The 24,414-nt window shown below is 53.1% G+C and carries 30 protein-coding genes and 2 tRNA genes; 12 read left to right on the top strand and 20 right to left on the bottom strand.

Annotated elements, in window-relative coordinates; translation table 11 throughout:
• Positions 1 to 20 precede the first annotated feature (20 nt).
• The 16 genes from ABCO64_RS02035 to ABCO64_RS01960 form a co-directional block, all read right to left on the bottom strand.
• Positions 21 to 95 (bottom strand) — tRNA-Pro (locus ABCO64_RS02035).
• Complete coding sequence (locus ABCO64_RS02030; RefSeq protein ID WP_253458054.1) at positions 96 to 284, bottom strand: DNA-directed RNA polymerase subunit N; 189 nt, start codon at positions 282 to 284, stop codon at positions 96 to 98.
• A 31-nt stretch (positions 285 to 315) separates the two neighbouring features.
• On the bottom strand, positions 316 to 717 hold the full coding sequence (locus ABCO64_RS02025) for a 30S ribosomal protein S9 (RefSeq protein ID WP_253458052.1): 402 nt from the start codon (positions 715 to 717) through the stop codon (positions 316 to 318).
• A 13-nt stretch (positions 718 to 730) separates the two neighbouring features.
• Positions 731 to 1,153, bottom strand: a complete 423-nt coding sequence (locus ABCO64_RS02020) for a 50S ribosomal protein L13 (protein WP_253458049.1) — start codon at positions 1,151 to 1,153, stop codon at positions 731 to 733.
• Positions 1,154 to 1,161: 8 nt separating this feature from the next.
• Positions 1,162 to 1,524, bottom strand: coding sequence for a 50S ribosomal protein L18e (locus tag ABCO64_RS02015; protein WP_253458046.1), 363 nt, complete (start codon positions 1,522 to 1,524; stop codon positions 1,162 to 1,164).
• Positions 1,525 to 2,352, bottom strand: coding sequence for a DNA-directed RNA polymerase subunit D (locus ABCO64_RS02010; protein ID WP_253458043.1), 828 nt, complete (start codon positions 2,350 to 2,352; stop codon positions 1,525 to 1,527). It abuts the gene before it with no gap.
• Positions 2,352 to 2,747 (bottom strand): 30S ribosomal protein S11, encoded by a 396-nt coding sequence (locus ABCO64_RS02005; protein WP_253458041.1) that lies wholly within the window; start codon positions 2,745 to 2,747, stop codon positions 2,352 to 2,354. The genes ABCO64_RS02010 and ABCO64_RS02005 overlap by 1 nt, the downstream gene beginning before the upstream one ends.
• Before the next feature lie 2 nt (positions 2,748 to 2,749).
• On the bottom strand, positions 2,750 to 3,295 hold the full coding sequence (locus ABCO64_RS02000) for a 30S ribosomal protein S4 (protein WP_253458037.1): 546 nt from the start codon (positions 3,293 to 3,295) through the stop codon (positions 2,750 to 2,752).
• Positions 3,296 to 3,309: 14 nt separating this feature from the next.
• Positions 3,310 to 3,759, bottom strand: coding sequence for a 30S ribosomal protein S13 (locus ABCO64_RS01995; RefSeq protein WP_253458034.1), 450 nt, complete (start codon positions 3,757 to 3,759; stop codon positions 3,310 to 3,312).
• 30 nt (positions 3,760 to 3,789) lie between these two features.
• A tRNA-Ser gene (locus tag ABCO64_RS01990) sits at positions 3,790 to 3,874 on the bottom strand.
• Between the two features lie 105 nt (positions 3,875 to 3,979).
• Entirely contained in the window at positions 3,980 to 4,948 is a 969-nt protein-coding gene (locus ABCO64_RS01985; RefSeq protein WP_253458031.1) for a deoxyhypusine synthase, read from the bottom strand.
• 134 nt (positions 4,949 to 5,082) lie between these two features.
• Positions 5,083 to 5,859, bottom strand: coding sequence for a CBS domain-containing protein (locus tag ABCO64_RS01980; protein ID WP_253458029.1), 777 nt, complete (start codon positions 5,857 to 5,859; stop codon positions 5,083 to 5,085).
• On the bottom strand, positions 5,856 to 6,695 hold the full coding sequence (locus ABCO64_RS01975; protein WP_253458027.1) for a CBS domain-containing protein: 840 nt from the start codon (positions 6,693 to 6,695) through the stop codon (positions 5,856 to 5,858). The genes ABCO64_RS01980 and ABCO64_RS01975 overlap by 4 nt, the downstream gene beginning before the upstream one ends.
• Positions 6,696 to 6,701: 6 nt before the next feature.
• Positions 6,702 to 7,643, bottom strand: coding sequence for a CBS domain-containing protein (locus ABCO64_RS01970; protein WP_253458025.1), 942 nt, complete (start codon positions 7,641 to 7,643; stop codon positions 6,702 to 6,704).
• Positions 7,644 to 7,653: 10 nt separating this feature from the next.
• On the bottom strand, positions 7,654 to 8,412 hold the full coding sequence (locus tag ABCO64_RS01965) for a CBS domain-containing protein (RefSeq protein ID WP_253458023.1): 759 nt from the start codon (positions 8,410 to 8,412) through the stop codon (positions 7,654 to 7,656).
• A complete protein-coding gene (locus ABCO64_RS01960; protein ID WP_253458020.1) occupies positions 8,409 to 8,972 on the bottom strand; it encodes a CBS domain-containing protein in 564 nt (187 codons plus the stop codon). Before ABCO64_RS01960 ends, ABCO64_RS01965 begins: the two co-directional genes overlap by 4 nt.
• 269 nt (positions 8,973 to 9,241) lie before the next feature.
• On the opposite strand from ABCO64_RS01960, the gene ABCO64_RS01955 reads away from it, so the two are divergent.
• The 11 genes from ABCO64_RS01955 (at position 9,242) to ABCO64_RS01905 (ending at position 17,865) form a co-directional block, all read left to right on the top strand.
• Positions 9,242 to 9,883 (top strand): Era-like GTP-binding protein, encoded by a 642-nt coding sequence (locus tag ABCO64_RS01955; protein ID WP_253458018.1) that lies wholly within the window; start codon positions 9,242 to 9,244, stop codon positions 9,881 to 9,883.
• Between the two features lie 5 nt (positions 9,884 to 9,888).
• Positions 9,889 to 10,269, top strand: coding sequence for a DUF2073 domain-containing protein (locus tag ABCO64_RS01950; RefSeq protein ID WP_253458015.1), 381 nt, complete (start codon positions 9,889 to 9,891; stop codon positions 10,267 to 10,269).
• 9 nt (positions 10,270 to 10,278) lie between these two features.
• Entirely contained in the window at positions 10,279 to 10,671 is a 393-nt protein-coding gene (locus tag ABCO64_RS01945) for a Zn-ribbon domain-containing protein (protein ID WP_253458012.1), read from the top strand.
• Between the two features lie 238 nt (positions 10,672 to 10,909).
• Positions 10,910 to 12,079, top strand: coding sequence for a KamA family radical SAM protein (locus ABCO64_RS01940; protein ID WP_253458009.1), 1,170 nt, complete (start codon positions 10,910 to 10,912; stop codon positions 12,077 to 12,079).
• A gap of 239 nt (positions 12,080 to 12,318) precedes the next feature.
• A complete protein-coding gene (locus ABCO64_RS01935) occupies positions 12,319 to 12,777 on the top strand; it encodes a 30S ribosomal protein S15 (RefSeq protein ID WP_253458006.1) in 459 nt (152 codons plus the stop codon).
• 3 nt (positions 12,778 to 12,780) lie between these two features.
• Positions 12,781 to 13,998, top strand: coding sequence for a DHH family phosphoesterase (locus tag ABCO64_RS01930; protein WP_253458003.1), 1,218 nt, complete (start codon positions 12,781 to 12,783; stop codon positions 13,996 to 13,998).
• Positions 13,992 to 14,264 (top strand): KEOPS complex subunit Pcc1, encoded by a 273-nt coding sequence (locus ABCO64_RS01925; RefSeq protein WP_253457999.1) that lies wholly within the window; start codon positions 13,992 to 13,994, stop codon positions 14,262 to 14,264. The genes ABCO64_RS01930 and ABCO64_RS01925 overlap by 7 nt, the downstream gene beginning before the upstream one ends.
• Positions 14,264 to 14,878 carry a 30S ribosomal protein S3ae gene (locus ABCO64_RS01920; protein WP_253457997.1) on the top strand — a complete coding sequence of 205 codons (615 nt, stop codon included), beginning with the start codon at positions 14,264 to 14,266 and terminating at the stop codon, positions 14,876 to 14,878. Before ABCO64_RS01925 ends, ABCO64_RS01920 begins: the two co-directional genes overlap by 1 nt.
• A 61-nt stretch (positions 14,879 to 14,939) precedes the next feature.
• Positions 14,940 to 16,175 carry a 2,3-bisphosphoglycerate-independent phosphoglycerate mutase gene (locus ABCO64_RS01915; RefSeq protein WP_253457994.1) on the top strand — a complete coding sequence of 412 codons (1,236 nt, stop codon included), beginning with the start codon at positions 14,940 to 14,942 and terminating at the stop codon, positions 16,173 to 16,175.
• A 13-nt stretch (positions 16,176 to 16,188) separates the two neighbouring features.
• On the top strand, positions 16,189 to 17,028 hold the full coding sequence (locus ABCO64_RS01910) for a polymer-forming cytoskeletal protein (protein ID WP_253457991.1): 840 nt from the start codon (positions 16,189 to 16,191) through the stop codon (positions 17,026 to 17,028).
• A gap of 12 nt (positions 17,029 to 17,040) precedes the next feature.
• Positions 17,041 to 17,865 carry a hypothetical protein gene (locus tag ABCO64_RS01905; RefSeq protein WP_253457988.1) on the top strand — a complete coding sequence of 275 codons (825 nt, stop codon included), beginning with the start codon at positions 17,041 to 17,043 and terminating at the stop codon, positions 17,863 to 17,865.
• A gap of 495 nt (positions 17,866 to 18,360) precedes the next feature.
• Here the strand turns inward: ABCO64_RS01905 and ABCO64_RS01900 are convergent, their stop codons facing one another.
• From ABCO64_RS01900 to ABCO64_RS01890, 3 genes are read right to left on the bottom strand one after another with little or no spacing between them, the layout of a single operon-like run.
• On the bottom strand, positions 18,361 to 20,385 hold the full coding sequence (locus tag ABCO64_RS01900) for a DEAD/DEAH box helicase (protein WP_253457985.1): 2,025 nt from the start codon (positions 20,383 to 20,385) through the stop codon (positions 18,361 to 18,363).
• Between the two features lie 7 nt (positions 20,386 to 20,392).
• Complete coding sequence (locus ABCO64_RS01895; RefSeq protein ID WP_253457982.1) at positions 20,393 to 21,202, bottom strand: DUF7839 domain-containing protein; 810 nt, start codon at positions 21,200 to 21,202, stop codon at positions 20,393 to 20,395.
• Positions 21,186 to 21,701: an ArsR family transcriptional regulator gene (locus tag ABCO64_RS01890; RefSeq protein ID WP_253457979.1), complete on the bottom strand. Its 516-nt coding sequence runs from the start codon at positions 21,699 to 21,701 to the stop codon at positions 21,186 to 21,188. Before ABCO64_RS01890 ends, ABCO64_RS01895 begins: the two co-directional genes overlap by 17 nt.
• Before the next feature lie 58 nt (positions 21,702 to 21,759).
• Here ABCO64_RS01890 and hypF point away from each other — a divergent pair, with 58 nt between their 5' ends.
• The gene (gene hypF / locus ABCO64_RS01885; RefSeq protein ID WP_253457977.1) at positions 21,760 to 24,003 is read left to right on the top strand and encodes a carbamoyltransferase HypF; all 2,244 of its coding nucleotides are present in this window, start codon (positions 21,760 to 21,762) and stop codon (positions 24,001 to 24,003) included.
• Between the two features lie 86 nt (positions 24,004 to 24,089).
• Here the strand turns inward: hypF and rpl12p are convergent, their stop codons facing one another.
• Positions 24,090 to 24,407: a 50S ribosomal protein P1 gene (gene rpl12p / locus ABCO64_RS01880; protein WP_253457973.1), complete on the bottom strand. Its 318-nt coding sequence runs from the start codon at positions 24,405 to 24,407 to the stop codon at positions 24,090 to 24,092.
• Positions 24,408 to 24,414 lie beyond the last annotated feature (7 nt).

Raw genomic sequence — 24,414 nt, 5'->3', positions numbered from 1 at the left:
GTAAAATTTTGTAACCTGAATGGGGTCGCTGAGATTCGAACTCAGGTCACTGCGTCCCGAACGCAATAGGATAGTCCAGGCTACCCCACGACCCCTCATTGATAGGGATACAGCTCATCAACAATCTCCTTATGTGAGAGAAGCATTCTTCTGCAACAGTAGCGTTCCAAATCGAGGGAATCGAGGATCTCTTTTGGATCCTCTCCTGCTGCTGATCGCTCTTTGAACTCATCCCATGCCGTGGAAACGACTTTTCCACAGGTGAAACATCGTACAGGTATCATAATCCCCGATTCCTTATTATCCTGCTGATATTTAACGGTACGACTTCTGGAATCTCTTCCTTGCTCCACGCCCGTGCGGTTTCTTCGCTTCTTTCTGGCGCGAATCATTGACGAGCAGGGTCCTGTCGTATCCAAGGTACCCTTCCTTGATTGCGGGATCATTTGTCCAGCCCAGGATGCCCCGGCCAAGTGCGGTCCGGATGGCTTCTGCCTGGCCGATGATACCTCCACCCGATACATCGATATCGATGTCGATAGTGTCTGTGACACCGGGTGCGAGGACGAGTGCCTCTGCAATCTTCATCCGGATCAGATCAGATCCATAGATCTCAAGGGGGACCGAATTGATCCGGATCCTGCCCTTCCCCTCACGCAGGGTGGCGCGGGCAACGGCTGTCTTTCTCTTTCCGCTTGTATTGATAATTTTTGTCATCGATTCTCCCCTCCTAGAATTTTGCACCAAGGTTCTGGCTCACGGTCTGAAGCGTGACATACCGTGGCTTGTTTAACCTCTTGCGGTGTGCCTCTTCAATCACTTCCATATCCATGCCTGCAAACTCTTCAGGCACGCCGACATAGGTTTTTATCCTGCCAAACGCCTCGCGGCCAGGTCCTGTCTTGTACGGCACCATACCGCGGATTGCCCGCTTCATGATATGATCGGGTCGGCGGGGGAAGAACGGTCCGCCTTCGACAGATCCCCGGGCTCTTTTCTGTTGGTATTTCTGGAGGACTTCTGCTTTTCTGCCGGAGAGTATGGCTTTCTCTGCATTGACAATGGCGATCTCCTCGCCCTGTAAGGCACGCTTTGCGACAGTGCTTGCAAGTCTTCCGAGGAGCAGGTTTTCAGCATTGATGATCGTTGCCATTTGGAATTTCACCTCAGTATCCTGACCCGGCTGCCCTGCGGGTTTGCCATAACCAGTTCTTCAATTGTCATACAATCTCCGCTTGCCTGGATTATCTTCTCCCTGGCCGATTCGGAGAAGTTCAGTGCAGCAACCCGTACTGACTGGTCCAGCACGCCGCTTCCGAGTACCTTGCCGGGGACGAGAATGATTTCGCCACCCTGTGCATAGCGGTTGATCTTGCCGATATTGACCTCGGCATAGTTCCTGCTGGACGTGTCAAGCCTGCAGGCTATCTCACGCCAGATAGTTGCCTCGTTGGTATTGGATGCGGTTCTGAGCATCCTGATGACTTCATCGAGGCGCGGGTTTGTCTTGCCCGTTCTCTTCATCTATAGTCCCTCCATGGATATTTCATGTAAAGCTTCAATCAGTGTGTCTGATCTGGTTCTGATATAGCGGAGCCCCTCCTCAATGATCTGCTGTGCCGAAAGTGATCCATCGGTTTCGATGATGAAGAGGAACTTCGTACTGTCTGCGCCTGCCTGAATCGCTGAATCATCGCCGATTCCTGTTGCAATACATGCCTTTTCACAGAGACGGCAGAGTGAACAGGCCTCAAGTCTCCCATCCACGACACGGACAACACGGCCTTTCACTTCGAGGACGCCGCGTGGACACTCCTCAACGCACATCCCGCACCCGTCGCATCGGTCATTGATATCAATGACCGGGTACTCCTTGTACCCGCACGCGACTGTCGGCTGCCATTTTGCATGCTCGGTACCGTTGTTCAGGTACGCAACCGCTTCGATGACGACTTTCTGGTCTTCCCAGAGCTTAACGATTGGGATGCCCGGGTCAACCGGGGTGGTTAATGCATCATCTGAGACGAGATCTCCGGATACGACCGTCTTTGGTCCCTCGGCAGTGATGGTGAAGGTGACCTGGCAGATCGGACAGCCAGCCCCTTCGCATCTGCATGCATCCTTTCGTGCAAATTTCGCAAGATCCGTCTTTATCGGGACCATACCAAGTCTGTGTGCGAGCATCTCATCGAAGAGAACGCTGGTATTATCATAAATCCGGATGTTGTCGATGGCAAGGGTTGGAACCTCACCAATCATCGCTCTCCTGAGCGCATTTGCAAATGCTTCAGAAGCGCCGCTTAAGGTGAACTGCGCAATGGAATCTTCGATCCTGCCAAATTCGATCTCCATCAGACTCTCCTTCCCCGCCTGCCCCCGCGTGTACGGATGCTGTCATGCGAGACAGGGGTGACATCTTCGATTCTGCCGATCCTGATACCGGCACGGGCAAGTGCCCGGATAGCTGCCTGGGCTCCGGGACCGGGGCTCCGCTGCTTTCCGCGGCCGGGCGCCCTGACCTTCACATGGAGGCCGACGAACCCCTTGTCCCGAATTGCCTGTGCGACGTTTGTGGCCATCTGCATCGCTGCATAGGGTGAACTCTCGTTCCGTGCCTGCTTGACGACCATCCCGCCGCTGCTCTTGCAGATGGTCTCTGCTCCCGAGAGGTCGGTGACGGTGATGATGGTGTTGTTAAAGGATGCATAGATATGGGCAATTCCCCATTTGTCATTCTCAGCTGCCATGCTTACTCCCTCACATTATTGATCCGGCCCCGCTCGGGGTTGGTCTCCTGGGTGAACGGTGACGACTGGTAATAACTGATCTGGTCTTCCTCTGCCCGTGTAACCATGTACCCGGGGATCGAGACACGCCTGTCATTGATTGCGATATGGCCGTGGTTGATCAGCTGGCGGGCCTGTTTTGGTGAACGGGCAAGACCTTTGCGGTAGACAATCGTCTGGAGCCTGCGTTCCAGGATGTGGTTGACTTTCAGCGACAGGACGTCGTCGATTGTTGCTCCGGCACCGATGATGGCGTATCTCTGAAGGTGAGAGAGGAGCTCCTCACGTCGTGCCTCAACACGTCCTTCCTCGACACCACCGGAGGTCATCGCAAGGATGTCACGGGCACCCTGCCTGTGGCGGCGGAGAATGTGGGTTGCCTTCCAGATCTCCTTTTTGTTCCTGAGACCAAAGCTGATTGCCAGATTCCGTTCATCCTCAATCCGCGCCTTCTCGAACCGGCGCTGGGGGGACTGATACTGCTTGTGGTTCTTTCCTGGATATCCCATTTTGTCTTCACCCCTTATCTCTTCTTCTTGGACACACCAACAGTCGCTCCTGTCCTGCCAGTGGATTTTGTCCGCTGTCCACGTACCTTCTGTCCGGTATCATGACGGATGCCGCGGTAGCAGCGCATCTTCCTCATAATATTGATATCCTCGTCATGTGCAAGCGAGACATCAGCGGCGAGAAGGTGGCGGGGTTTTCCGGTATAGAGGTCTTTTGGTCTGTTCATCATCCAGGTCGGGACTGTCTCAACGTACTCGTCCACAACAGCCCGGATCCGGTCAACATCCTCATCTGACAGTTTGCCCATCAGCTCGTGGGTGTTGACGCCGGCCTTGCGTGCCAGGACGAGCGCGGTGTGGGTACCCACGCCCTTGATGCCCGTCAGCGCGATCTGGACCTGTTTTGTGCCGTCAAGATCGGTATTGCTGACGCGTACGAAGTAATTCAGTTCGGTATCTTCCATTGTAGCTTCCTCGTGTATCTTCTCTTACAGCGCTGAGGGAGGGATTTGAACCCTCGAGTCCCAGGGGGACACAGGTTTAGCAAACCTGCGCCATACCAGGCTTGGCTACCTCAACAGAGACGACGCATCTTTCGACACTCGCAGTGCACTGTACCGGCACCGCTCCATAAATGAGTGCTCTATACTATTGGAAGAAAAAGGTATTAATTGTTATGGGTGGTCAACTCCGCCCTGTCCGCTGAATCCCGGAGAAAACAAGGGCTGAGGTTACCAGGGGGAGGGCGATTGTGGCGTCGCAGAAACACTGGACACGGGGCGAGTCCACGGTCTCCTTGCCCCAGCTGATCGCCTCTTCGAAGGTGCAGCCGGAGAGCCCTCCCCAATGGGGGGCATCGGTGGTGAACTGGACCGCATAGGCATGGCCGCCGAGATCGTGCTCATGGATTGAGGCTATCACCTGGGTCTGCTGGATGAAGTTCTTCGGAACACCCCCTCCGATATAGACGACACCGGTCTTCCCTGCACCCTCGACCATCCGGGTAATCTCGTCGGTATCGGCGATCTGGTCGACCTCGACCTCAACACCTGCCCTCCGTGCCATCACCAGGCTGATCCCAATTGATGAGTCTGCGATTGCAGGGACAAAGATGGGGATGCCTTCAGCAGCACAGGTGGCGGTGAGCGATCGCCCCTCTGGTCTCTCACTGGCGATCCATGTACCGATCCGGCCAATCAGCTCGCGGCTCGATCCCTTAAATGGTGCAATGGATGCGAGATAGCGCTCGACCCGGGAATCGATATCCCGGAACTCCTCTTCATAGGCGAAGACATCGTAGATCCGGTCGATCCCCTTCTCAAAAAGTGTTTCATCATCGGCCATGTGGTGGCCGCGATAGTGGCGGACGCCCAGGTGTTCACAGATGTCATGGAAGATGTTTGCACCGGTTGAGACGATACCATCAATATAGTGGTTTTCTGCCAGGGTAATGAGGCATTCCTGCATTCCTGCAGGCACCATCGCGCCCGAGATGCCAAGCAGGATTGTACAGTCGGGATCCCGGATCATCTCCCTCCATATCCTGTATGCTTCACCAAGTTTCCGGCCCTGAAAACCGGTCCTGCTCATCGCATCAAGGAGTTCGCTGATCTGCTCGGTAGGTTGTACCGGGGTGGTCGGGTTCATCTCCATGCAGAGTACATGCACTGCTCCCTGTATTAAAAGGCGCTATCGGGCAGCATGGTTAGGGGTGTGGATATGGTCTGCTGCCTCACGGGGCTTTTCTGGTGTTGGTAAAAAAAGAAGAAAAGAGCCGTTTTATCTTCTCAGAGCGCTTTAATAAGCGATCTCCGGGTGATAAGGCCGACTGGCTTTTCCTGGCTGGTCACGAGAACCGTACTGATATTTTTTCCTGCCATCAGGTCAATGACCTCTTCGACTGTTGATTTCATGTCAGTCGTGATGACGGGGGTGCTCATGATATCCTTTGCGATCAGGTTTCGGATCCTGTTATCCTGATGCCGCACCTCAACCATCTCTTTGAGTCTGACAACTGCACGTGCAAGATCGGTCTCGGTGACGATGCCAAGGATCATACCATTGTCATTGACGATAAACCTGGTCGCGGAATCGTCAACCATTCTCCGGTGAAGGTGAACAATCCGGTCTTCAGGTGCGATCTTTGGCGCAGTCTCGATAACATCCTCAAGCGGACAGTTGGGCTTCAGTACTCTGAGCAGATCAGCCATCGTCACTTTCCCGATAAGCTTGTGTTCACTGTCCAGAACAACAACAATCTTGTAGCTCTGGAGGAGCGGAATCAGGATATCGATCTCCTGATCCGGGTAGGCAAAGGTAAAGTCCTCTTTGGTCACGTTCGCAACGTGGATCTGGGTTGGCGGAATATTCCCTGTCTTCTTGCTGCCGATCTTCTCGGCAATTGTCCGGCGGGAGGCTGTACCGATGACCTTATTCTGGTGGGTGACGATGATCGGGTCGACACCGTCTGCGAGCATCCGGTCAAGCGCCTCTGTTATAAGAGCCGATTTCGCAATACTGACGGGTTTTGACATGACGTCCCTGATAGTTATCTCTGCTGTCATTGTGCTACCTCTTTCAGTATGTCATCCCGTTTTAATATCCCTCTGATCTCACCATCGGAAACAGCGATGATACTGTTGATCTGGTGCTCTCTCATTAACGCAATCGCACTTGCTATAGATTCATCCGGGTTGATTGTCCTCACCGGACGGGACATCACGTCCTCTGCTATCCCTGAGACATGACGGACATGACGGAGGCTTTTTCTCCCTCCGCTCTCCTGCCGTCTCAGATGGGTGATGTCCTTCTCGGGAATGCCCATATGATCGAAGTATTCATAGAATGCAATATTGGATTCCGTGATAACTCCTGCAAGTGTTCCGTCATTGTTTACCACAAGCAGCTTGTCATTTCTCTCCCTGATGATGTCGATAATATGGTTCAGGGAGTGGTAGCGTGATACCGTCATCACGTCCTCCATGATATCGGAGACCTTTGCCCTGATCCGGTCAACCTCTCCGGATGCCATGATATCGCTCTTTGTGACGATACCCTCGACCTTCCCAAGCTCGGTGACCGGAAGACCGCTGACATCATTGGCAAGCATCAGGTGCGCTGCTTCACGTGCCTCTGCCTGGGGCGCTATGGTAACCGGCTCTCTTCTCATCATCACCTCAATTGGTATCCTGTCAATGGGCCTCCTTCTCCAGATGGGATCGGTCTGCCGGAATCCGTATGCGATATCCTTTTTTGTGATGATACCGGCAAGCGATTCATCCTCATCCATCACAAGCAGTCTTGATATCCTGTGCTTCAGCATCATGTTGCGGGCATGAGCGATATTCTCGTTTCTGCCCACAACATAAACAGGGGATGACATCATCTCTCTGATTATCATGGTGTCTCACCTCTTTGCGAGTGTTTTGACAAGATCGAATTCTGTTATCATTCCAATGAGGCGTGACTCTTCGGTGACGGGGAACGCTCCAATCTCTTTCTGCACCATCTCGCGTGCCACCTCATTGATGCTTTTATCAGGTGTTGTTGTCTGGAGGCTGCGGCTCATGATGGAGCGGATCGGCTGAGCCGTCACTTCACCGACATCTCCAGTCTCCAGCTTCCGGAACACCTCGCCTGATCCGAGGTACTTCATGATATCTGTTGCCGTCACGATTCCAAAGAGGACATCTTCGGAGACAACCGGGAGCCTTCTGAAGCGGTATTTGTTCATCTGCTCTGCAACCGCTGCAATCGAACAGTCGGGGTTTGTGACCCGTGGTGCCTGTGACATCACGTCCTCTACTGAAAGGAGACTCTGTCCATGGAAGAGGGCTTTGAGCAGATCGTGTTCGGTCACCATTCCGATGACTTTTGAATCGGCATTTATGATCGGGGCTCCACCGTGTCTTTTCAGGACGATCAGGTCTATTGCATCCTCGATACCGTCTGATTCCGACAGTGTCATGACCTGTTCGGTCATGATCGTTCTCAGGCTGTCATTGATTGCTGAGACAAAGTTTCCATGATGTTTCTTTGTCACCAGGTTGAACCGGTCTCCACCGCCCATAAAATCGACGATATCTGAGACCGTGATGATCCCGCGGAGGTGCCCGCTGCCGGCATCTGTGATGGGAAGCCTCCGAAAACCCTCCCGGGTCATCGTCTCCACACCATCGCAGATGGTCATCGTCGGCGGAACACAGATTACATCCGGTGTTGCGATGGACATTATGCCGCCTTTCCGCTCAGCCGGACGGGATTTAAACTCTACTGATCCACGATTCATCTTGCCTTGCATCATAAGGTGACGCTCACCTTTGTTCTGGCCTGTATTTCTCTCGTGCATGCTGACTCCTTCACGCCTTTTTGACAAGGGTTTTCAGGACATCATGGCGATCCAGAATGCCGACGATAACCCTGTCCCTGACAACCGGCATGCGGCTGATATCATGGGTGATCATGAGGTTTGCGGCATCAGATACCATAGCATCCGGGCCGGTTGTGATAACCGGGGTGTTCATGACGCGGTTGATGGGGATCTTTTTGCTGTTCCCAATGGAATGCCTGATCCTGCCGTTTTCTACAAGGTCGCGGCGGGAGATGATCCCGACAATCTCCTTTTTACTGACAATCGGCAGGGAGGCATAGCCACTATCGAGGATGGTCGCATAGACCTTCTGGATGCTGTCGTCTGCGTCAGAACAGATGACCTGCTCTGTCATAACATCGAGAACCCTGCCCTTGATCTCATGGCGGGAGACCAGGATCGGGAAGAGATCCCTGAGCAGAATGGCCCCGATGCATTCATTTTTTGCATTGACAACAGCTGCGCTGTCTGCTTCTGATGCGAGAATGGCTGATGCAACATCTTCAAGAGGTGCCTCCATTGGAACAGCTGCTGCATGGCTGATGAAACCTGCAATAGTGACATTGGATCGTGTATCCATCACTCTCAGGACATCGGTGATAGTGATCTTCCCTTCAAGCTGGTTATCTGAATCGGTGATGAAGATCTCCCGATGGACATCATCCCGCAGGATCTGCCGTGCCCGGGTGACATACTCGTCTGCCTGAAGGGTCGTGACCTCAATCATCAGATCTCGGGCGACTTTCATAGGATTGACTCCTCTTCACGGCAGACCGGGCAGATAGTCTGGCTGTCGAATGTGACCAGATCATCTGACATGCTTCCGCAGCGGTCACAGATTCCGGCATGGTAGTCGTTCATCCTGTTGATGACGATCAGATCTGTCATGATCTCGTTGATCTCGTTTGCCACGCCGAGGATGTCCCGGACGGTGATCATACCGATTACCTTCTGGTCCGCATCAACCACAGGAAGCCGCCGGACACGGCTCTTTACCATCATCTTTGCGGCGTCTGCGATTACTGCCTCTCCACCAATGGTAATCAGCGGGGTGCTCATGACGTCCTTCACATATACCTCGCCAGGTTTTCTGTCCTTGGCCATTACCTTGCAGTTGAAGTCCTCCTCGGTTACAATACCGATTGGAAGGTTGTTCTGAAGCACAATACAGCTCCCAACCTCGTCACGGCACATTGCCCTGGCCGCATCAGCCGTTGTGGCGTATGCATCGATTGTGGTTGGATGAAGTTTCATCACTTCCCGAACCGGGATGCGTGTCTCGAAATCCATGTTATCACTATGTCTCATTTCTATTTCACCTCCGTCTTCTGCTTTCCGCTGATGGACACAACTACTACGCGATGCCCATATTAAAATGATTCGACAGGCAGACCCTGTGGTGAAATGACAGGGATCTGTTGATACCCGGAAACTGCCTGGTATCCCGGAAAAGCTGTTGCTGGCTGGAGGGTAGTATTATTAGTAATCGAAAGAAGAGTACAGGTACTATCGATTTCTATGATATCAAAAAGCAGAAGAAAGGAGTCTGAAGCATCTTGTGGAAAAGGGGATGACAGATGAGTATGTTCAGTCGGGCAAAAAACAGATTCAGAAGATTCTTCCAGTCAATATTCCGGAGGTCGAGATCCCGGATCGGTATCTATGGTCCGCCAAATGCCGGGAAGACAACGCTGGCAAACCGCATCGTCAGGGACTGTTCAGGTGATGCAGTCGGCCCGGTCTCCGAGATACCTCACGAAACCCGCCGGGCACGGCGGAGGGAGGATGTGGTGATCACCGGTGCAAACGGGAATACGCTTGCTCTTGATATCGTCGATACTCCCGGTGTGACAACCAAGATCGACTACCATGAGTTCCTTGAATACGGACTTGAACAGGATGAGGCGATCACCCGTGCCCGTGAGGCAACCGAGGGTGTTGCCGAAGCGATGCACTGGCTCAGGGAGGATATCAACGGTGTCATCTACGTGATGGACAGCACGCTTGATCCCTTCATGCAGGTGAACATCATGATGGTCGGTATCATCGAGAGCAGGGACCTGCCGGTGGTTATCCTCGCGAACAAGACCGATCTCCCGGATGCCGCACCTTCCAGGATAAAGAGTGCGTTTCCGCAGCATCCGGTTGTCTCTGTATCAGGGCTTGAAGGGACAAATATGGATGAGCTCTACGATATTATGACAGAACATTTCAGGTGATACCAATGATACAGGGAGTACAGATTGAACTGATCTCGGCAGACCGACTCAAAAACCTGACCGGAATGGAGAAGATCCGGACGATCCTCGATTCAGTTATGCTCGGGAATGTCGTTGTCCTTGAACGTGGGCTTTCACCAGATGAACAGAGTCTTCTTGTTGAGTATACGATGATGGAGATCCGGCCAGGCGGTTTTTCGGGAATTGAGATGGAGACCTACCCGGGAAGTGAAGCAGAATCCGGCGGTATATTTGCGAAGATATTTGGTGGTCGGAAGAAGCCGCAGGGCCGGATGACGGTCATTGGACCTGCTGGGCAGTTGAAGATGCTGAAGATCGAGCGAGACCGGCTTGTTGCCTGGGCCTCTCTCTCTTCAGGGAGGTGATCAGATACCATGCCTCACAAATGCACCCAGTGCGGCCGTGAGTTTCGGGATGGCTCAACTGAGATTCTGAGGGGATGTCCGAGCTGTGACGGAAAGAAGTTCCTGTATGTCAGTGACAGGGTGAGGCATAAGGATGTCCTTGAAGAGAAGTCCATCGAGGATATTGCAACCGAGACGAACGAACCTGTTCTGGAAGTAAAAACGCAGAGGAAAAAGCAGGATGACTTTTATGATCGTGTCGAGAGCGTCAGGATAGTGGGTCCGGGCAGCTATGAGCTGAATATTGAGAAACTGGTCCAGTCTGATGAACGGGTGATTGGTGTTGGAAAGGATGGCAGCTACGTTGTCGACCTTATCTCAATGGCAAAACCAAAGGGAAAAAAGTCAAAACATAAAAAATAAAAAGCTTATATTCTTCTCTATTTTTTTATCAGAGCTCATTTCAGTCTTATCAGGGTGGCTTCAGCCAAATTTTATATACTATTGCATGCCACAGGTACCTGGCTTTCTAGAGTTATTATCGGTCACGTGACTGCAGGTGCATCCTTCTTTGTATGCCCTGGTCAGGGGTGTGCCGTTTTATCAGTTGTACCGAAATTGGTCCGGTGCGATCATGGTATCCTGAGCGGAGGTGATTATTATGAAAACACGCTATATTACATCTGTATCGGAAATCCCAGGGATTTCAAGTGAAGAGCGGGAAAAGATAGGTGCGGTTCTGAACTGGTTCTCCTTCAAGGCGAGTGACTATTACCTGGGTCTTATCGACTGGTCGGATCCAGCAGATCCGATCAGGCGGCTTGTGATCCCCGATCCCGGTGAGATCGAGGAGGAGGAAGGCAATCTCGACCCCTCATCTGAATCGGCCTATACGCATGCACCAGGACTTCAGCACAAGTATGCACGGACAGGCCTTCTCCTGGTATCTGATTCGTGCGGGGGACTCTGCCGGTACTGTTTCAGAAAACGGCTCTTTGTATCTGGTGCAGACGAAGTCTCCCCGGATGTTTCTGCTGGTATTGACTATATCAGAAATCATCCCGAGATAACAAACGTCCTCCTCACAGGCGGCGATCCCCTGATGCTTGGGACAGGGAAGCTCAGGGAGATTATCGAAGAGCTTCGCAGGATCGATCATGTCAGTATTATCAGGATCGGGAGCAAGCTACCTGCCTACAACCCGATGCGGATCTCAGAGGATCCGGATCTTCTTCATCTCCTGCAGGAGTACAGCCTTCCAGAGAAGCGGATCTACGTGATGAGCCAGTTCACGCATCCCCGCGAGATCACAGCAGAAGCAGTCAAAGCAGTCACCGCTCTCACTGATGCAGGGGTGATGGTGCTGAACCAGACGCCAATTCTCCGTGGCATTAACGATTCTCCTGATGTGCTGGCAGAACTCTTCCAGAAACTCTCGTTTATCGGCATTTCACCCTACTATATCTTCCAGTGCCGCCCGACCCATGGCAATCATATCTATGCGGTCCCGGTAGAGGAGGGGTACCGGATATTTGAAGAGGCGCGTGCCAGGGTCTCAGGTATTGCAAAACGTGTGCGGTTTGTGATGTCGCATGCAACCGGCAAGATCGAGATAGCCGCCTGCACAGATGATCATATCGTGCTGAAATATCACCAGGCTGCCAATCCAAGAGAGATGGGCAAAGTCATGGTCTGCACACGGAACCCGGATGCATACTGGTTCGATGACTATCAACTGGTCTCGGGTACGCCTCTTTATCCTGAACACGGGGACTGCAATGCCCCATATGTTGGCATGTATCCCGGAGGGGCAGACTCGCCTGCTGGATGAAACCCAGCTCTTCTTTTCCGATACTATTAAAATACTGCCTGATGAATAGTATACCGCACATTATGTGCTGGCTAAGGTAAGTCCGACGTGCTTCTTCAGCACTGCTCCTTTTGGGGGGGCTTGGGATTACGGCGAGTCAGTTTCGGCTCTTTTCGTGACTTACAGTGAATGGCAGCTGCCAGACACTCCTGCAGGATTCTTCTGCACGGCAGGCTATAAACAACAATTTCGAGGTATACATGGCACGAATGCATGCACGACGGAGAGGATCATCGGGTTCAGTCCGGCCTAACAGGAAGGACGTTCCGGAATGGTTCAACACCGATCTCGCGGAGATCGAGAAACAGGTTATTGAAATGAAGAAGGAAGGTGTCTCTTCATCCGTCATTGGAATGGTGCTGCGGGACAAATATGGTGTCCCTGACATCAAAAAGGCGACAGGCAAGCGTCTTGGTACAATCCTTGAAGAGAACAACCTTGTTTCAGACATCCCCGAAGATCTCAGGAACCTGATGGAGAAGGCACTTGGCTTGCGCAGACATCTCTCTGAGAATAAAAAGGATGTTCATAACAAGCGCCAGCTCCAGCTGACCGAATCCAAGGTCAGGCGACTGGTGAAATACTACACACGAACCGGAAAGCTCCCGAAAGGGTGGACATACAAACCGGAGACTGCAGAGATTCTCCTTTCCCGATAGATTATGCCGTTTTCGTCGTCAGCAGAAAAAATCGCGGATCATCTGCAGACCGTCGGGTTCGTGGAGGTTCATGCCCATCACGATGCCGATGGAATAGCAGCCGCATCTCTTATCTGCACGGCGTTATCCAGAATTCAGGTTCCGTTCCATCTTCGTATTCGTGAAAACATCACTGCAGCTGCTGTACCCCAGGATCGTCCCGTTCTTCTCTGTGACTTCGGCTCGTCCCTCCAGGATCTTCCCGAATCGGTCATGGTCATCGATCACCATGTCCCGTCTTTTACCGGGGAGTTCCATGTTAATCCACGACTGCATGGTATTGACGGGGATCTCGAGCTCTCGACGTCAGGTGCTGCCTACCAGGTTGCCCTCCATCTTGGAGATAACCGGGATCTGGCAGGACTTGCACTGCTTGGTGTAATCGGAGACAAACAGGAGATTTCAGGTGAAAACAGGGAGATCGTGCATGAAGGGATAGCAAACGGTGTCATCTCGACAAAACATGCGTTTGCACTCGCCGGCCGCGATCTCTACGAGCAGCTCTTCTTCGCAACAGATCCATTCCTCCCTGATATCTCAGGCAATGATGCAGTCGCAAGGGATCTCTGCGGGATGGTTGAATCCGGCACACCTCCGGAGGATGACCCGGTCTTCCTCTCCAGGCTTGTCCTGGAGACAGGATCGGTGGCATCCGCAGAGGCGCTTCAGCGGATCGTCTCTGAGATCTATGAACTGGAGCGCGAGGTGATTGCTCCTGCACCGGCGATGGCTGCGGTCATTGATGCCTGCGGCAAATCCGGGCGGGGCGGCCTTGCCGTCTCGCTCTGTATGGGTGATCCGGCGGGGCTTGATGAGGCCTGGGAGATCTTCACCACATTCCGGCAGCGGATCATCACGGGATATAACTCGGCTGCGTCCCTGGAATCCGGATGGTATACAGTCAATGATACCGGTGTTGTCTCGGATATTGCGGATCTCCTTGCATCTGACCTTATACAGGCATCTCCTGTCTTTGTTCTTGCAAAGGAAGGTGAAATATGTCGTGTTTCGGCACGGTCCTCACCGGGGCTCAATCTGAACCTCGATAGTGTCATCAGTGAGGCGGCATCTGCTGTCGGAGGCAGCGGAGGCGGACATGGGATGCGGGCAGGCGCGACGATACCGCAGGGTGGAGCAGACAGGTTCAGGCAGATCGTGACGGAGGCGATTGCTGCATGCTGATTGGCTCAGGCAGGATCAGGTCATGCCATGCTTCACCAGACTGTGTTGCAGGCAGCCTCTCTCCAGATAACCTCGAGGGTATGGAGACAGGCGTGCGTGATGGTCTGGTCGAGATGGTAATCATGGAAAAACCCATCCGGTCACTCCTCGCATCACTGGATGACTATCTGATGAACCTCTCGGTTGCGGATGCACTCTGCAACCCTGCTACAACGGAACCAGAAGAAGGCAATAATCTTGAAAATGATGAAAATAAGGTGATATAATGGCAAAAAAGAAGCAAATTGGACGAAGGGTCGAAGGGTGGAAGGCGAAGAGCTGGTACAAAGTTTACACCCCTGAGACCTATGGTAAAGTGTATATTGGCGACATCGTCTCGGCAGATCCTGATAACCTGATCGGCCGGGTGATGGCGGTCTCACTTGGTGAGATCATCCAGGACTACTCAAAACAGTACATCAAGATGCGTTTCCGGATCAACAATGTTGCAGGAGATGCAGCATACACCGAGTTTATCGGCCATGAAGTGACCCGTGACTATCTCCGATCACACGTGAAACGGCGGACATCGCGGATAGATGCAACTGTTACAAAGAAGGTTCAGGGCGGCCGTGAACTGCAGGTGACAATTACCTGTTTCACGCTGAATCGTGCAAAGCTCTCGCATGTGCATGCAATCCGTGCAAAGATGCTGGATGTTGTGGATCGTCTCGCAAAAGAGATGGATTATGAAACCTTTGCAAAAGCTGCTGTCAATGGTGATATCTCCCGCGAGATCTTCAAAGAATCACGGACAATCTTCCCGATCCGCAGGATCGATGTGATCAAGTCCGAAGCAGTGAGTACTGCGGCACAGAAGGCTGCGGCCATAGCCGCATAACTTTTTTTTCCTCCCTGAAGGGGCATACTGATATTGTATTGAGGTATACCTCTATAGCAGGATGACTGCGCAGAAGATACTGTTCCTGGTGCTTGACGGGATTTCTGATCGCCCCTGCGACGCACTTGGCGGCCTGACCCCTCTTCAGGCAGCGTCGACCCCGGTTCTCGATCAACTGGCAAAAGAGGGTGTCTGCGGAATCATGGATACTATTGCTCCCGGTATCAGGCCGGGATCAGATACTGCACACCTGAGTCTGCTGGGATACCCTCCCGAGAAATACTATACAGGCAGGGGTCCGCTTGAGGCGGAAGGGTGCTTTATCAATATGGAAGCAGGGATGATCGGCTTTCGAGCAAACTTTGCAACGCTTGATGAAAACGGATCAATCATCGACAGGCGTGCAGGCCGTATTCCATCGACCGCACCACTCTGTGAAGCCGTGCGCGAGGGTGTTGATCTCTCTGCATATAATCTCGAATTCTTCTTTGAACCAGGTGCCGGCCATCGTGCCGCTCTCGCATTTAAAGGGGAAGGGCTTGGAGCGCATGTCACCTCAAATGATCCGAAACACGAATTTCTCCCGCCGCTCCCGGTCAGGCCAATGACCGAGGCCGGATCGGATCACAGGACCGCTGAAGCAGCAAATGAGTTTATAAGGCAGTCACAGGAGATCCTCAGTGATCATCCGCTGAATAAAAAGAGGGAAAATGAAGGTCTCATGCCGGCAAATATTGTCCTGATCCGGGGAGCCGGGATCATGGGGAGGTTTGAACCATTCTCTGAGAAATGGAAGATGACGGGTAGCGTCATCTCTGCTGCCGCCCTCATCTCGGGGATCGGATCTGTTGCTGGCCTTGAGCGGATCGCGGTGCCCGGGATAACCGGATCCGCAGATTCCAATCTGGATGCAAAAATGGCTGCTGCCGAACGCGAACTCGAAAGAAAGGATTTTGTCCTGGTTAATATCAAGGGTGCGGATGAATTTGGCCATGATGGAAAAGCCGGGGAGAAACGGGACTTTATTGAGGTGATTGACCGTGCCCTTGCTCCACTCACCAGGAGGTCTGATATCATCATCGCGATCTGCAGCGACCATACAACCCCCTGTTGCGCAAAAGATCATACCGGGGATCCGGTGCCGCTTTTGATCCGGGGTCCCGGGGTCCGAACTGACCTGGTCTCTTCCTTTGATGAGATCTCCTGTGCAACAGGCGGCATCAACAGGATCCGGGGACAGGATCTTATGCCGATCCTCGTTGATCTTATCAACCGTTCAGATAAATACGGTGCCTGAGGTGTATTCCGGTATGGAGGATATCATTGCAGATGAAAAAGTGGTACTCAAAGGTTGCATCCTCCCTGATCAGACCGAACTCCAGGAGCGGATCCTAAAAGCGCCGGGAGATGTCATCATCGGCGAACATTCGACGATCGAGTATGGCGTTTCCGGATTTGATGTCTTCATCGCCGAATCCTGCCACCTGAAGGGTGATGTAACCGCAGCAGGAGATCTCCGTGTCGGCAACTTCTGCGAGATTGACGGAAACCTCATTGCAGAAGCTGATGCCTATATCGGCGAGGGGGTTACGATCCGGGGGAAGCTTTCTGTTCTTGGAAACCTCGATATAGGCGACAATGTGGTTATTGAGCATGGGTTTGATGCACGTGGCGCAATTGAAGTCAGAAACCCGATGCCAGTTTTCATCTATATTCTCCTCTACGTGATGATGATGCTCAGAATAGATCGTGAAGAGGAGATCGACCAGCTCTTTGACGAACTCTGTTCTGATACCGATCACCCGCTTGTACTCCCCTCCCATACGCATCTTGACCAGGAGAAGCTCCAGGTGAAGGTCCCGATCATGATCGGCTCTTTCTGCCGTCTCCATGGCCAGATCCGCGGCCCGAAGACATCTGTTGGGAGCAACACCACGCTGTTTGGGAGTATACGGGCACTGGACTCGATTGCAGTCTCACCCGGCGCAATTATCCACGGGAATGTTGAGGCAAAAAATGATATTGTAATCGAAGAATATGTCCATGTTCTCGGTAATGTCTCTGCCAGGCGGGTGACGATGGATGAGGATGCAACTGTTGAGGGTCTCATCAGGTCGACTGATGGCCTGACGATCAGGAGGAATACGTGAATGAATGCCGAAATGATTTTTGAAGTCCCCAAAATCGGGTTTGTCGAACCTGATTTCGGAAGCCTTGCCGGGCCTGAGTATGTGCCGCACCTCCTTGGGGTGCCTGCCAGAGAAGGGTCTGCCCGTCTGCTCATCGATACTGAGGATGAACCCCTTGCTCTCGCCCTCTCTGCAGATGGGCAGACCTGGTGGGCGTCCACCTGCCTGTACCGCCCCCTGACCGGGGAGGAGATCAACTGTTTTGAGGAGGTCGGGGGGGATCTGTACCAGGTTGAGCGGCACACCTGGGAACGTGCGGTCCGTCAGGTCTTTGCAGACGGGATCAGGTCAATGGTTCATCCTGCATTTGAGGATGTACCCCCGGACAGAATAGAAAAACTCGAATCGCTCATCCATGAGGTCTGGGGTGCCAATGGATCGGGATCCTGTATCGACTGCTGTTGTGGTTCGGGGATCGGATCTTCTATCGTCAGGGGGATGGGTATGGAGCCGCTTGCCTATGATAACGATCCCGCACTGATTGCCCGGGGTTTGATCGCTGGCAGGCTGGACCCCGGCGGCACGCTCTGTATCGACGGAAGATCCGCAGATAGCTTCCTCCCTCCGGTTGAGAAAGGCCTTGGCATTATGATCGGTGAGATCCATTCGTTTGCAACTGATGTCTGGGAAGAGCTGGTGATGGTTCTCTTTGACCTCTGCGACAATGCGCTGATTACGGTTGGCACAAAATACGAAGCTGACTTGATTCTTGCATGGGGAGACTCAAATGAGCGATCAATTGAGGTCTTTGAAAATGAGCGGGATCCGATCTATGACCGGTGGGTCTGTCTGGGGTGAAAGGTGGTATGCCAGCCACCTGACCCGGGATCATTTTTTTCTGGCTCTTGCTGATTCGTATGGGTTTTAAAAATAGGGACGAGTCATCATCTGGTTATCAAATGTTTGCATCATCATCAGGGTCTGTTCACTGAGGCGTTTTTCCCACCGCCCCGTCCCCGTCCACACATGCTCCGCAAGGGATGTTGAACCGGGTATTTGCAGATGCAGGCGCGGGAGGGGGCGGGAATGCTCCTTTGGTCTGCCAGAAGCAGATAACACCCCGCAACCTTTGGAATCGCCTTTCAGGTTGCTCTGATGAGCAAGGGTGTATCAGCTCTGTCATCCTGCTCCCTCGATTACCCCGCCCCCCGATACCCGCGCCGCACCTGCTTCAAACTACCCACATGAAATAGCGAGGAGGCTTTTTTGTGAATCAAAAGGCGGTTCGTGCAGGCTACGTTGATCTGTGCTGTTTGCTGTCCAGCTTGCTGTCCTGCCTGGAGACACGTTTCTTTATCTCTTCTTCTGCTCGTCATCATCGGTTTTACATTCAAGATCTGCTACAATCAGCAGCGGGTCATCGACTGATCTGACAAGTGACCGGATCCGCATCAGCCGCTCAATTCCGATGAAATGTTCGCTCATCACCTTCCCAAGTGGTGAGAGTTCGATTGTGCCTTTTCTCCGGATGATCAGACCGTGTCTCTCCATCACCGGCATCGCATCTTCAAGTGTGCCGACCATCCTCTCATTCATCTCCTCGATATCCCCTTCCCTGCCCCTTGCAACAACCGTATTTGCCGCATACACCTCGCTGCTCTCTTCCATCCCATACACCGGGGCAACCTCTTCCATCACGCCTCGCAGGAGGTTCAGTGCGATCTCCTCTTCAGTTGCCTTTGACTCCCGCGAGTAGGATCCACCGGGTTCTGCGAGGATCACAACACGGCCCGCATCATGGAAATCGGGTCTTCCTGCCCGCCCGGTCATCTGCTGAAATTCCTGGACGGTCAGCCACTCGATCCCCATTGCAAGGGCATCAAATATCACCTGTGATGCAGGGAAGTCAACGCCTGCTGCAAGGGCGGCAGTTGTCACGACCGCAGCAAGTTTTCCTTTTGCAAACTTTGACTCAATCTCCCGCCGCTCCTGTGATGTCAGGCCGGCATGGTAGGGGGCTGCCCTCGGGCCGATTGCATCTGCTATCTGGTGGCACCTGGACCGGGCATTTGTGAAGACGATCGTCTGGCCTTTGTACCCTTTTGACGAGCTCTTGCCAAACTCTTCGAAGATAAGCCGTTTGATGGTTGGAATCTTTGCGTCCCGCTCAAGGAAGAGGAGGTGGCGGTCAAGTGAGACCGGCCGTTCGGCATAGGTTACCAGGTTCGCATTCAGCTTCTTTGCCAGAAGATGGGGGGATCCGATTGTTGCCGAGAGATAGATGAACTGCGCCTTTGGAGCGATATGCTTGAGCCGGGCGATCATCCCGTCAAGCCGGTGGCCGCGGTCAGGATCTTCAAGCATCTGAACCTCGTCGATGATGACTGTTCCAATATTGCTGATCGTTTTTCCTCTCCTGAGCGTCGCATCCAGACCTTCGTACGTGCCGACGATGATCCCGGATCCGCTATCACGCCGGGCAGCTGATCGTGTCTCCGGGAGATTGAGGCGTGAGACGCCGGTTGAGAGAGAAACACTCGCTATTTTCCTGTATGATTCAGAGAACCGCTCGTACTTCTGGTTTGCCAGTGCAACAAGCGGAACCAGAAAGAGGAGTCTCCCCCGCCCTTCCAGGAGATTTTTGAGCCCGGCCAGCTCTCCGATAAATGTCTTTCCACTGGCTGTTGCAGCGACGACAAGCAGGTGTTTCCCATACAGGAGCCCTGACTCGACTGCCAGCTGCTGGACAGGCATCAGGGTGGTGACAGGGGTCGCATCGACAAACTCCCTCGGCACCGGCAGCTCAACAAGATTGTCGGTCTTTGTGACCGGGTGGGCATCAACCCTGTCATAGAGGGTCTTCTTCATATCCAGGGATTCGGGCTGGATGATAGCCAGTACTGCCTCAAGGTCCCGGTGTTCGAGCAGGAGATCCTCTATATGCGCACGTGTCCGTTTTCCGAGTTTCCTCAGGTGCTGAAGCTCCCGCGAGAGCTCTTTTTTGGCACAGGTAAGACAGATCTCCTCTCGTCCGCACCGAATCGACGTTTCACTGGTCAGCTGCGTAATCCGGTCTTCAAGCAGGCATATCCGGCAGATCTTTTGGTACTGGAACGGTATCTGGAGATCCCGCAGGAACTCCTCAAAATACATATCCTGTTGTGTCAGGTGGACACTGCCGCCCCTGAGAGCGGCTATCAGATCTTTTGTCGGGGTTTTCCGGGGATGGGAGGCGCCTGGTCGCCTGACCAGGAAGTCATCGGGACGAATGCCCCGTGTCGTCCGCTCAAGCGATACCAGGCCGATATGCCGGATCTTCCGATCATCATAGAAGATGATCCGGTATCCTTTCTTCCATGGGAGGACAATAGCGCTCATATCTGTTTTATTGAGCTGCCAGATCGTGGATTGTATAGGAGAGGCCGGCCGTCTCAAGACGCTTGATAAAATCGGTAAACTCGGAATCAACAACGATAATAGCACAGTTCATCCCGTGGAACGCAGCTTCGATGACTCCTTCGCGTGCGCCATAGAACATATCAGATCTGATTCCTGATTTTTTGAGTGCCATATATGCCTCTACACCGACAGCACCGACGATCTCGGCCTTCTGAACGATTTTATAGAGCTGCTCTCTCTCGATTACGCGGGATCCGCCCCGCTCTATCCGTGGGACTTTACAGACGCAGATGGTACCTTCGGTATGATCAATGATGCCGTTTAACCGTGCGATCCCGACATCGCTTCCCTTCTCGGCATCATCGATTGCAACACCCATTGCAGATCGCGGCTCGCTTCCGGCATAGAGCCACCCTCCTTTCATGTACACACCGACTTCATCACCTTTCTGGATCTCTTCTCCGGCGATTGCAGCCCAGACTGCAACCTGCTGGATAATATCGCGCCTGACATGGCGTGCATAGCTTTCCAGCTGTTCAGCATTCTGCAGTACCCATTCTACACCTTTTCTGGTGACACTGTACCTGCCGCGCCCCTCGGCAACAATCAGGCCGTCATCTGCCAGATCACGGATATATTCAGAGATTGCCTGTGGTGTTACACCGAGCTTTTCTGCTATCTCCTGCTGCCTGATCGACGGCTGGTGCTCGGCTATCTCGACCAGTACCTGAAACCGTGTGGTCTCTCTCTTACTCCGGAGAAGGATGCTGAGGGGGTCTCTATCGCTCTCCGTCAAGGAGTATCAACCCCTGGCCCCGGACATCGAAATGAGGAAGGCGTTTTGCTATGCCTTTCACATAGATCGGTTTCACACCGACTTTCCGCGCGATCTCCCCAATAGAGGTATTCCCCAGATCAACCTCGGTTTTAATCCGGTCTGAGAGATCCCTCAGTGACTCATCGTTTGATGTTGATATATAGAGCATTGAGACGAGGTCTTCCATGGAACACTGGAAATTTGCCCTGAACTTGAAGTAATTGACCCGGTATTCCTTCTCTGGTTTTTTGCCTGCCTCGGTTCGCCACTGCTCTTCGATGAGGTTTCCTTTCTTAAGCATCTTCAGGCAATGGCTGATGCATTCCTGGTCATGGTGTTCACAGAGCTCAGATTCAGTCACCCATGACTTCGAGAGCATTTCATACACTACTTTATACCCTGAGTTGTTAAATGTAACAAGGAGCGGCACGAGCTCCACAGGGTCGCTGACAATTTTTGTCTTAGGATGATCCGTCACTATAAAAACCCTGATGTACTATATGGCTCTGTAATTCTATAACCTTTGTTGATAATCCATGCGGAGATCAGGCACTATCATTGTCCGCGGGATCGTTCAGGGAGTTGGATTTCGCCCCTTTGTCTATGCCATGGCAGTCTCGCTCGGTATCCGTGGGTCGGTTACGAACCTCGGGAGCGAAGTTGTCATTCATGCCGAAGGAGACCGTTTTGAAGACTTTTTGAAAGCGATTTCAAAAGGCCCCCGCCTTGCAGCAATAGACGAGGTGATCGTAACAGACCTGCAAGCTGCACCCCGGGCTGGCTTTTCCATATGTGAGAGCGGTTCAGGAAGCCTCTCTGGCCTGATCCCCCCTGATGTTGCGACATGCGATGCGTGTATTGCTGATATAAACCAGCTCAATGGGCGTTATTCCGGCTATTGGGCCACGTCATGCCTTGATTGCGGCCCGAGATACAGCATTATCCGCGCGCTTCCATACGACCGTATCCGGACAACAATGGATCAGTTCCCCCTCTGCCCTGCATGTGAGGAGGAGTACTGGAACCCGGACTCCCGGCGCCACCATGCCCAGACAATCGCCTGTGAGGCCTGCGGCCCTTCCCTGACCCTTCTCGATCCCGAGGGCAGGCCTCTGCCGGTTGGAGATCAGATCCGAAAAACGGCAGAATTTCTGGATGCCGGAAAGATTCTGGCAATCCGTGGTATCGGCGGATTTCATATCGCCTGTATAGAATCGCAGGCAGAACGGCTGAAGACGAGGCTTGGACGATCCAAACAGCCTCTTGCCATCATGGCTGACCTGGATGTCGCAGAAGAGATCTGTCACCTGGGAGCAGAAGACAGGGCAGCTCTCACCAGTCCTGCACGGCCCATTGCAGTTCTTGAGAAGCGGGATCATTCTGCTCACAACACCATCACAAACCTCCATACCATCGGGGTAATGCTCCCCTATACCGCACTGCATCACCTCCTCTTTCAGCACCTGAAGGCACCGCTTCTCGTGATGACGAGTGCAAATATACCAGGGGATCCCATGATCACCGGGATTGACCGGGCAATGTCGCGCCTCCGTGGGACAGTTGACTACTTCCTCACGCATGACCGGGTGATCCAGAACAGGTGTGATGACTCGGTGATCCGGGATGGTCTCATCATCAGGCTCTCCCGCGGGATGGCGCCCAGGCGGCAGCGGATCGATCTGGGTGACTGTCGCATTCTTGGTGTCGGCCCTGAGCTGAATGCGAATGCCACCATCTACCAGCATGGCTTCTGTATAACCTCCCCGCATATCGGCAACATCAGAAACCCTGGAACGGTCCGGTACCTGGAAGAGACCGTTGAGCGGCTATCCCGGCTCACCGGTTTCTCCCCGGATATCATCGCCTGTGATGCCCACCCTCAGTTCCTCTCGACGCGGTTTGCCCATGAGCTTGCAGCATCAACCGGTGCTGAGGTTATCCCGGTTCAGCATCACCGTGCCCATATCGCGGCAACGACACAACAGCGGTGTGTCGGGATTGCAATTGATGGTGTCGGGTATGGGGATGACGGCACCGTCTGGGGCGGCGAGATCTTTGTCGGAAGAGTACCCGACTACAGGAGGGCTGCCCATCTTGAAGAGGTGCTGATGCCCGGTGGCGATGCCGCGACAACCCATCCCGGCCGGATGCTGTATGGGATCCTGCCGGATGACCGTGTTCTTGAGGTCCTCTCGGATCACGGGTGGAGCGATGTTGCGCTCTCAGCCCTTGCCCACCAGGTCAGCAGGCGGTTCAATACAATGACAACCACCAGCACCGGCCGGGTGCTTGATGCCGCCTCAGCACTGCTTGGTATCTGCAGCGAGCGGACCTATGATGGTGAGCCTGCAATGCGGCTTGAAGCAGCTGCTGCATCCGGGAAGCCAGAGCCCTGGGAGCCTGTTGTGATGGAATCGGGAGGAGTGGAGATCTTTTCCACACGACAGCTTATGGAAGAGGCGCTCAACCGCTATCTTGGCATTGCTCATGAACAGCCGATGGTACGGCGCCGCGGTATTGCGGATATTGCTGCCTCGGTTCAGTATAACCTTGCAACGGGTATTGCGCACCTCGCGGTATCAGCTGCCAATGAGAGCGGTAGTACGCTTGCAGCCCTCTCAGGCGGTGTCTGTTACAACACCATGATCCGCACAACCATCTGCAACGAGCTTGAGAGAGCCGGGATCCAGCCGGTGATCAATTGTGACTATCCTCTCGGGGATGGCTGTATCTCGTATGGTCAGGTTATATCTGCTGCATACCGTGTGAAGAAAGAATAAAGCACGGGATTTTGAGCATCCGATCCGGCAGATAAAACCGGGAAAAACAAAGCCGGAACAGGAATAGTTCTGTAAAAAAAAGAGTTTTAGCCGAAGAGGGCACCAAGGCCGGCCATGCCGGACTCTTCTTCCTCTTCCTTCTTTGACTCTTCTTCCTCTTCGGGAGCCTCTTCAGCGGCGGCAGGTGCTGCTGCAGCTGCCGGTGCTGCGGCTGCTGCAACAGGTGCTGCAGCTGCCTTGGTGATGGCTTCCTGAATGTCAACACCGTCGAGGGCAGCAACAAGCGCCTTCACACGGGATTCATCTGTAGCGATACCAGCGGCAGAGAGAACTGCCATAACCGATTCTTCCTCTACTGGCTTTCCAGCGGAGTGCAGTAAGAGAGCAGCGTAAATATACTCCATAATTCAG

This window comes from Methanocalculus natronophilus (genome assembly GCF_038751955.1).
Classification (GTDB): Archaea; Halobacteriota; Methanomicrobia; order Methanomicrobiales; family Methanocorpusculaceae; genus Methanocalculus; species Methanocalculus natronophilus.
The sequence above is the reverse complement of the archived record's forward strand: the minus strand, read 5'-3'. Positions and strand labels throughout refer to the sequence as shown.

Excerpts from the sequence above, each read along its gene's own strand:
- ABCO64_RS02030 (WP_253458054.1), bottom strand. The coding sequence starts at position 284 with ATGATACCTGTACGATGTTTCACCTGTGGAAAAGTCGTTTCCACGGCA.
- ABCO64_RS02025 (WP_253458052.1), bottom strand. The coding sequence starts at position 717 with ATGACAAAAATTATCAATACAAGCGGAAAGAGAAAGACAGCCGTTGCC.
- ABCO64_RS02020 (WP_253458049.1), bottom strand. The coding sequence starts at position 1,153 with ATGGCAACGATCATCAATGCTGAAAACCTGCTCCTCGGAAGACTTGCA.
- ABCO64_RS02015 (WP_253458046.1), bottom strand. The coding sequence starts at position 1,524 with ATGAAGAGAACGGGCAAGACAAACCCGCGCCTCGATGAAGTCATCAGG.
- ABCO64_RS02010 (WP_253458043.1), bottom strand. The coding sequence starts at position 2,352 with ATGGAGATCGAATTTGGCAGGATCGAAGATTCCATTGCGCAGTTCACC.
- ABCO64_RS02005 (WP_253458041.1), bottom strand. The coding sequence starts at position 2,747 with ATGGCAGCTGAGAATGACAAATGGGGAATTGCCCATATCTATGCATCC.
- ABCO64_RS02000 (WP_253458037.1), bottom strand. The coding sequence starts at position 3,295 with ATGGGATATCCAGGAAAGAACCACAAGCAGTATCAGTCCCCCCAGCGC.
- ABCO64_RS01995 (WP_253458034.1), bottom strand. The coding sequence starts at position 3,759 with ATGGAAGATACCGAACTGAATTACTTCGTACGCGTCAGCAATACCGAT.
- ABCO64_RS01985 (WP_253458031.1), bottom strand. The coding sequence starts at position 4,948 with ATGGAGATGAACCCGACCACCCCGGTACAACCTACCGAGCAGATCAGC.
- ABCO64_RS01980 (WP_253458029.1), bottom strand. The coding sequence starts at position 5,859 with ATGACAGCAGAGATAACTATCAGGGACGTCATGTCAAAACCCGTCAGT.
- ABCO64_RS01975 (WP_253458027.1), bottom strand. The coding sequence starts at position 6,695 with ATGATAATCAGAGAGATGATGTCATCCCCTGTTTATGTTGTGGGCAGA.
- ABCO64_RS01970 (WP_253458025.1), bottom strand. The coding sequence starts at position 7,643 with ATGCACGAGAGAAATACAGGCCAGAACAAAGGTGAGCGTCACCTTATG.
- ABCO64_RS01965 (WP_253458023.1), bottom strand. The coding sequence starts at position 8,412 with ATGAAAGTCGCCCGAGATCTGATGATTGAGGTCACGACCCTTCAGGCA.
- ABCO64_RS01960 (WP_253458020.1), bottom strand. The coding sequence starts at position 8,972 with ATGAGACATAGTGATAACATGGATTTCGAGACACGCATCCCGGTTCGG.
- ABCO64_RS01955 (WP_253458018.1), top strand. The coding sequence starts at position 9,242 with ATGAGTATGTTCAGTCGGGCAAAAAACAGATTCAGAAGATTCTTCCAG.
- ABCO64_RS01950 (WP_253458015.1), top strand. The coding sequence starts at position 9,889 with ATGATACAGGGAGTACAGATTGAACTGATCTCGGCAGACCGACTCAAA.
- ABCO64_RS01945 (WP_253458012.1), top strand. The coding sequence starts at position 10,279 with ATGCCTCACAAATGCACCCAGTGCGGCCGTGAGTTTCGGGATGGCTCA.
- ABCO64_RS01940 (WP_253458009.1), top strand. The coding sequence starts at position 10,910 with ATGAAAACACGCTATATTACATCTGTATCGGAAATCCCAGGGATTTCA.
- ABCO64_RS01935 (WP_253458006.1), top strand. The coding sequence starts at position 12,319 with ATGGCACGAATGCATGCACGACGGAGAGGATCATCGGGTTCAGTCCGG.
- ABCO64_RS01930 (WP_253458003.1), top strand. The coding sequence starts at position 12,781 with ATGCCGTTTTCGTCGTCAGCAGAAAAAATCGCGGATCATCTGCAGACC.
- ABCO64_RS01925 (WP_253457999.1), top strand. The coding sequence starts at position 13,992 with ATGCTGATTGGCTCAGGCAGGATCAGGTCATGCCATGCTTCACCAGAC.
- ABCO64_RS01920 (WP_253457997.1), top strand. The coding sequence starts at position 14,264 with ATGGCAAAAAAGAAGCAAATTGGACGAAGGGTCGAAGGGTGGAAGGCG.
- ABCO64_RS01915 (WP_253457994.1), top strand. The coding sequence starts at position 14,940 with ATGACTGCGCAGAAGATACTGTTCCTGGTGCTTGACGGGATTTCTGAT.
- ABCO64_RS01910 (WP_253457991.1), top strand. The coding sequence starts at position 16,189 with ATGGAGGATATCATTGCAGATGAAAAAGTGGTACTCAAAGGTTGCATC.
- ABCO64_RS01905 (WP_253457988.1), top strand. The coding sequence starts at position 17,041 with ATGATTTTTGAAGTCCCCAAAATCGGGTTTGTCGAACCTGATTTCGGA.
- ABCO64_RS01900 (WP_253457985.1), bottom strand. The coding sequence starts at position 20,385 with ATGAGCGCTATTGTCCTCCCATGGAAGAAAGGATACCGGATCATCTTC.
- hypF (WP_253457977.1), top strand. The coding sequence starts at position 21,760 with ATGCGGAGATCAGGCACTATCATTGTCCGCGGGATCGTTCAGGGAGTT.
- rpl12p (WP_253457973.1), bottom strand. The coding sequence starts at position 24,407 with ATGGAGTATATTTACGCTGCTCTCTTACTGCACTCCGCTGGAAAGCCA.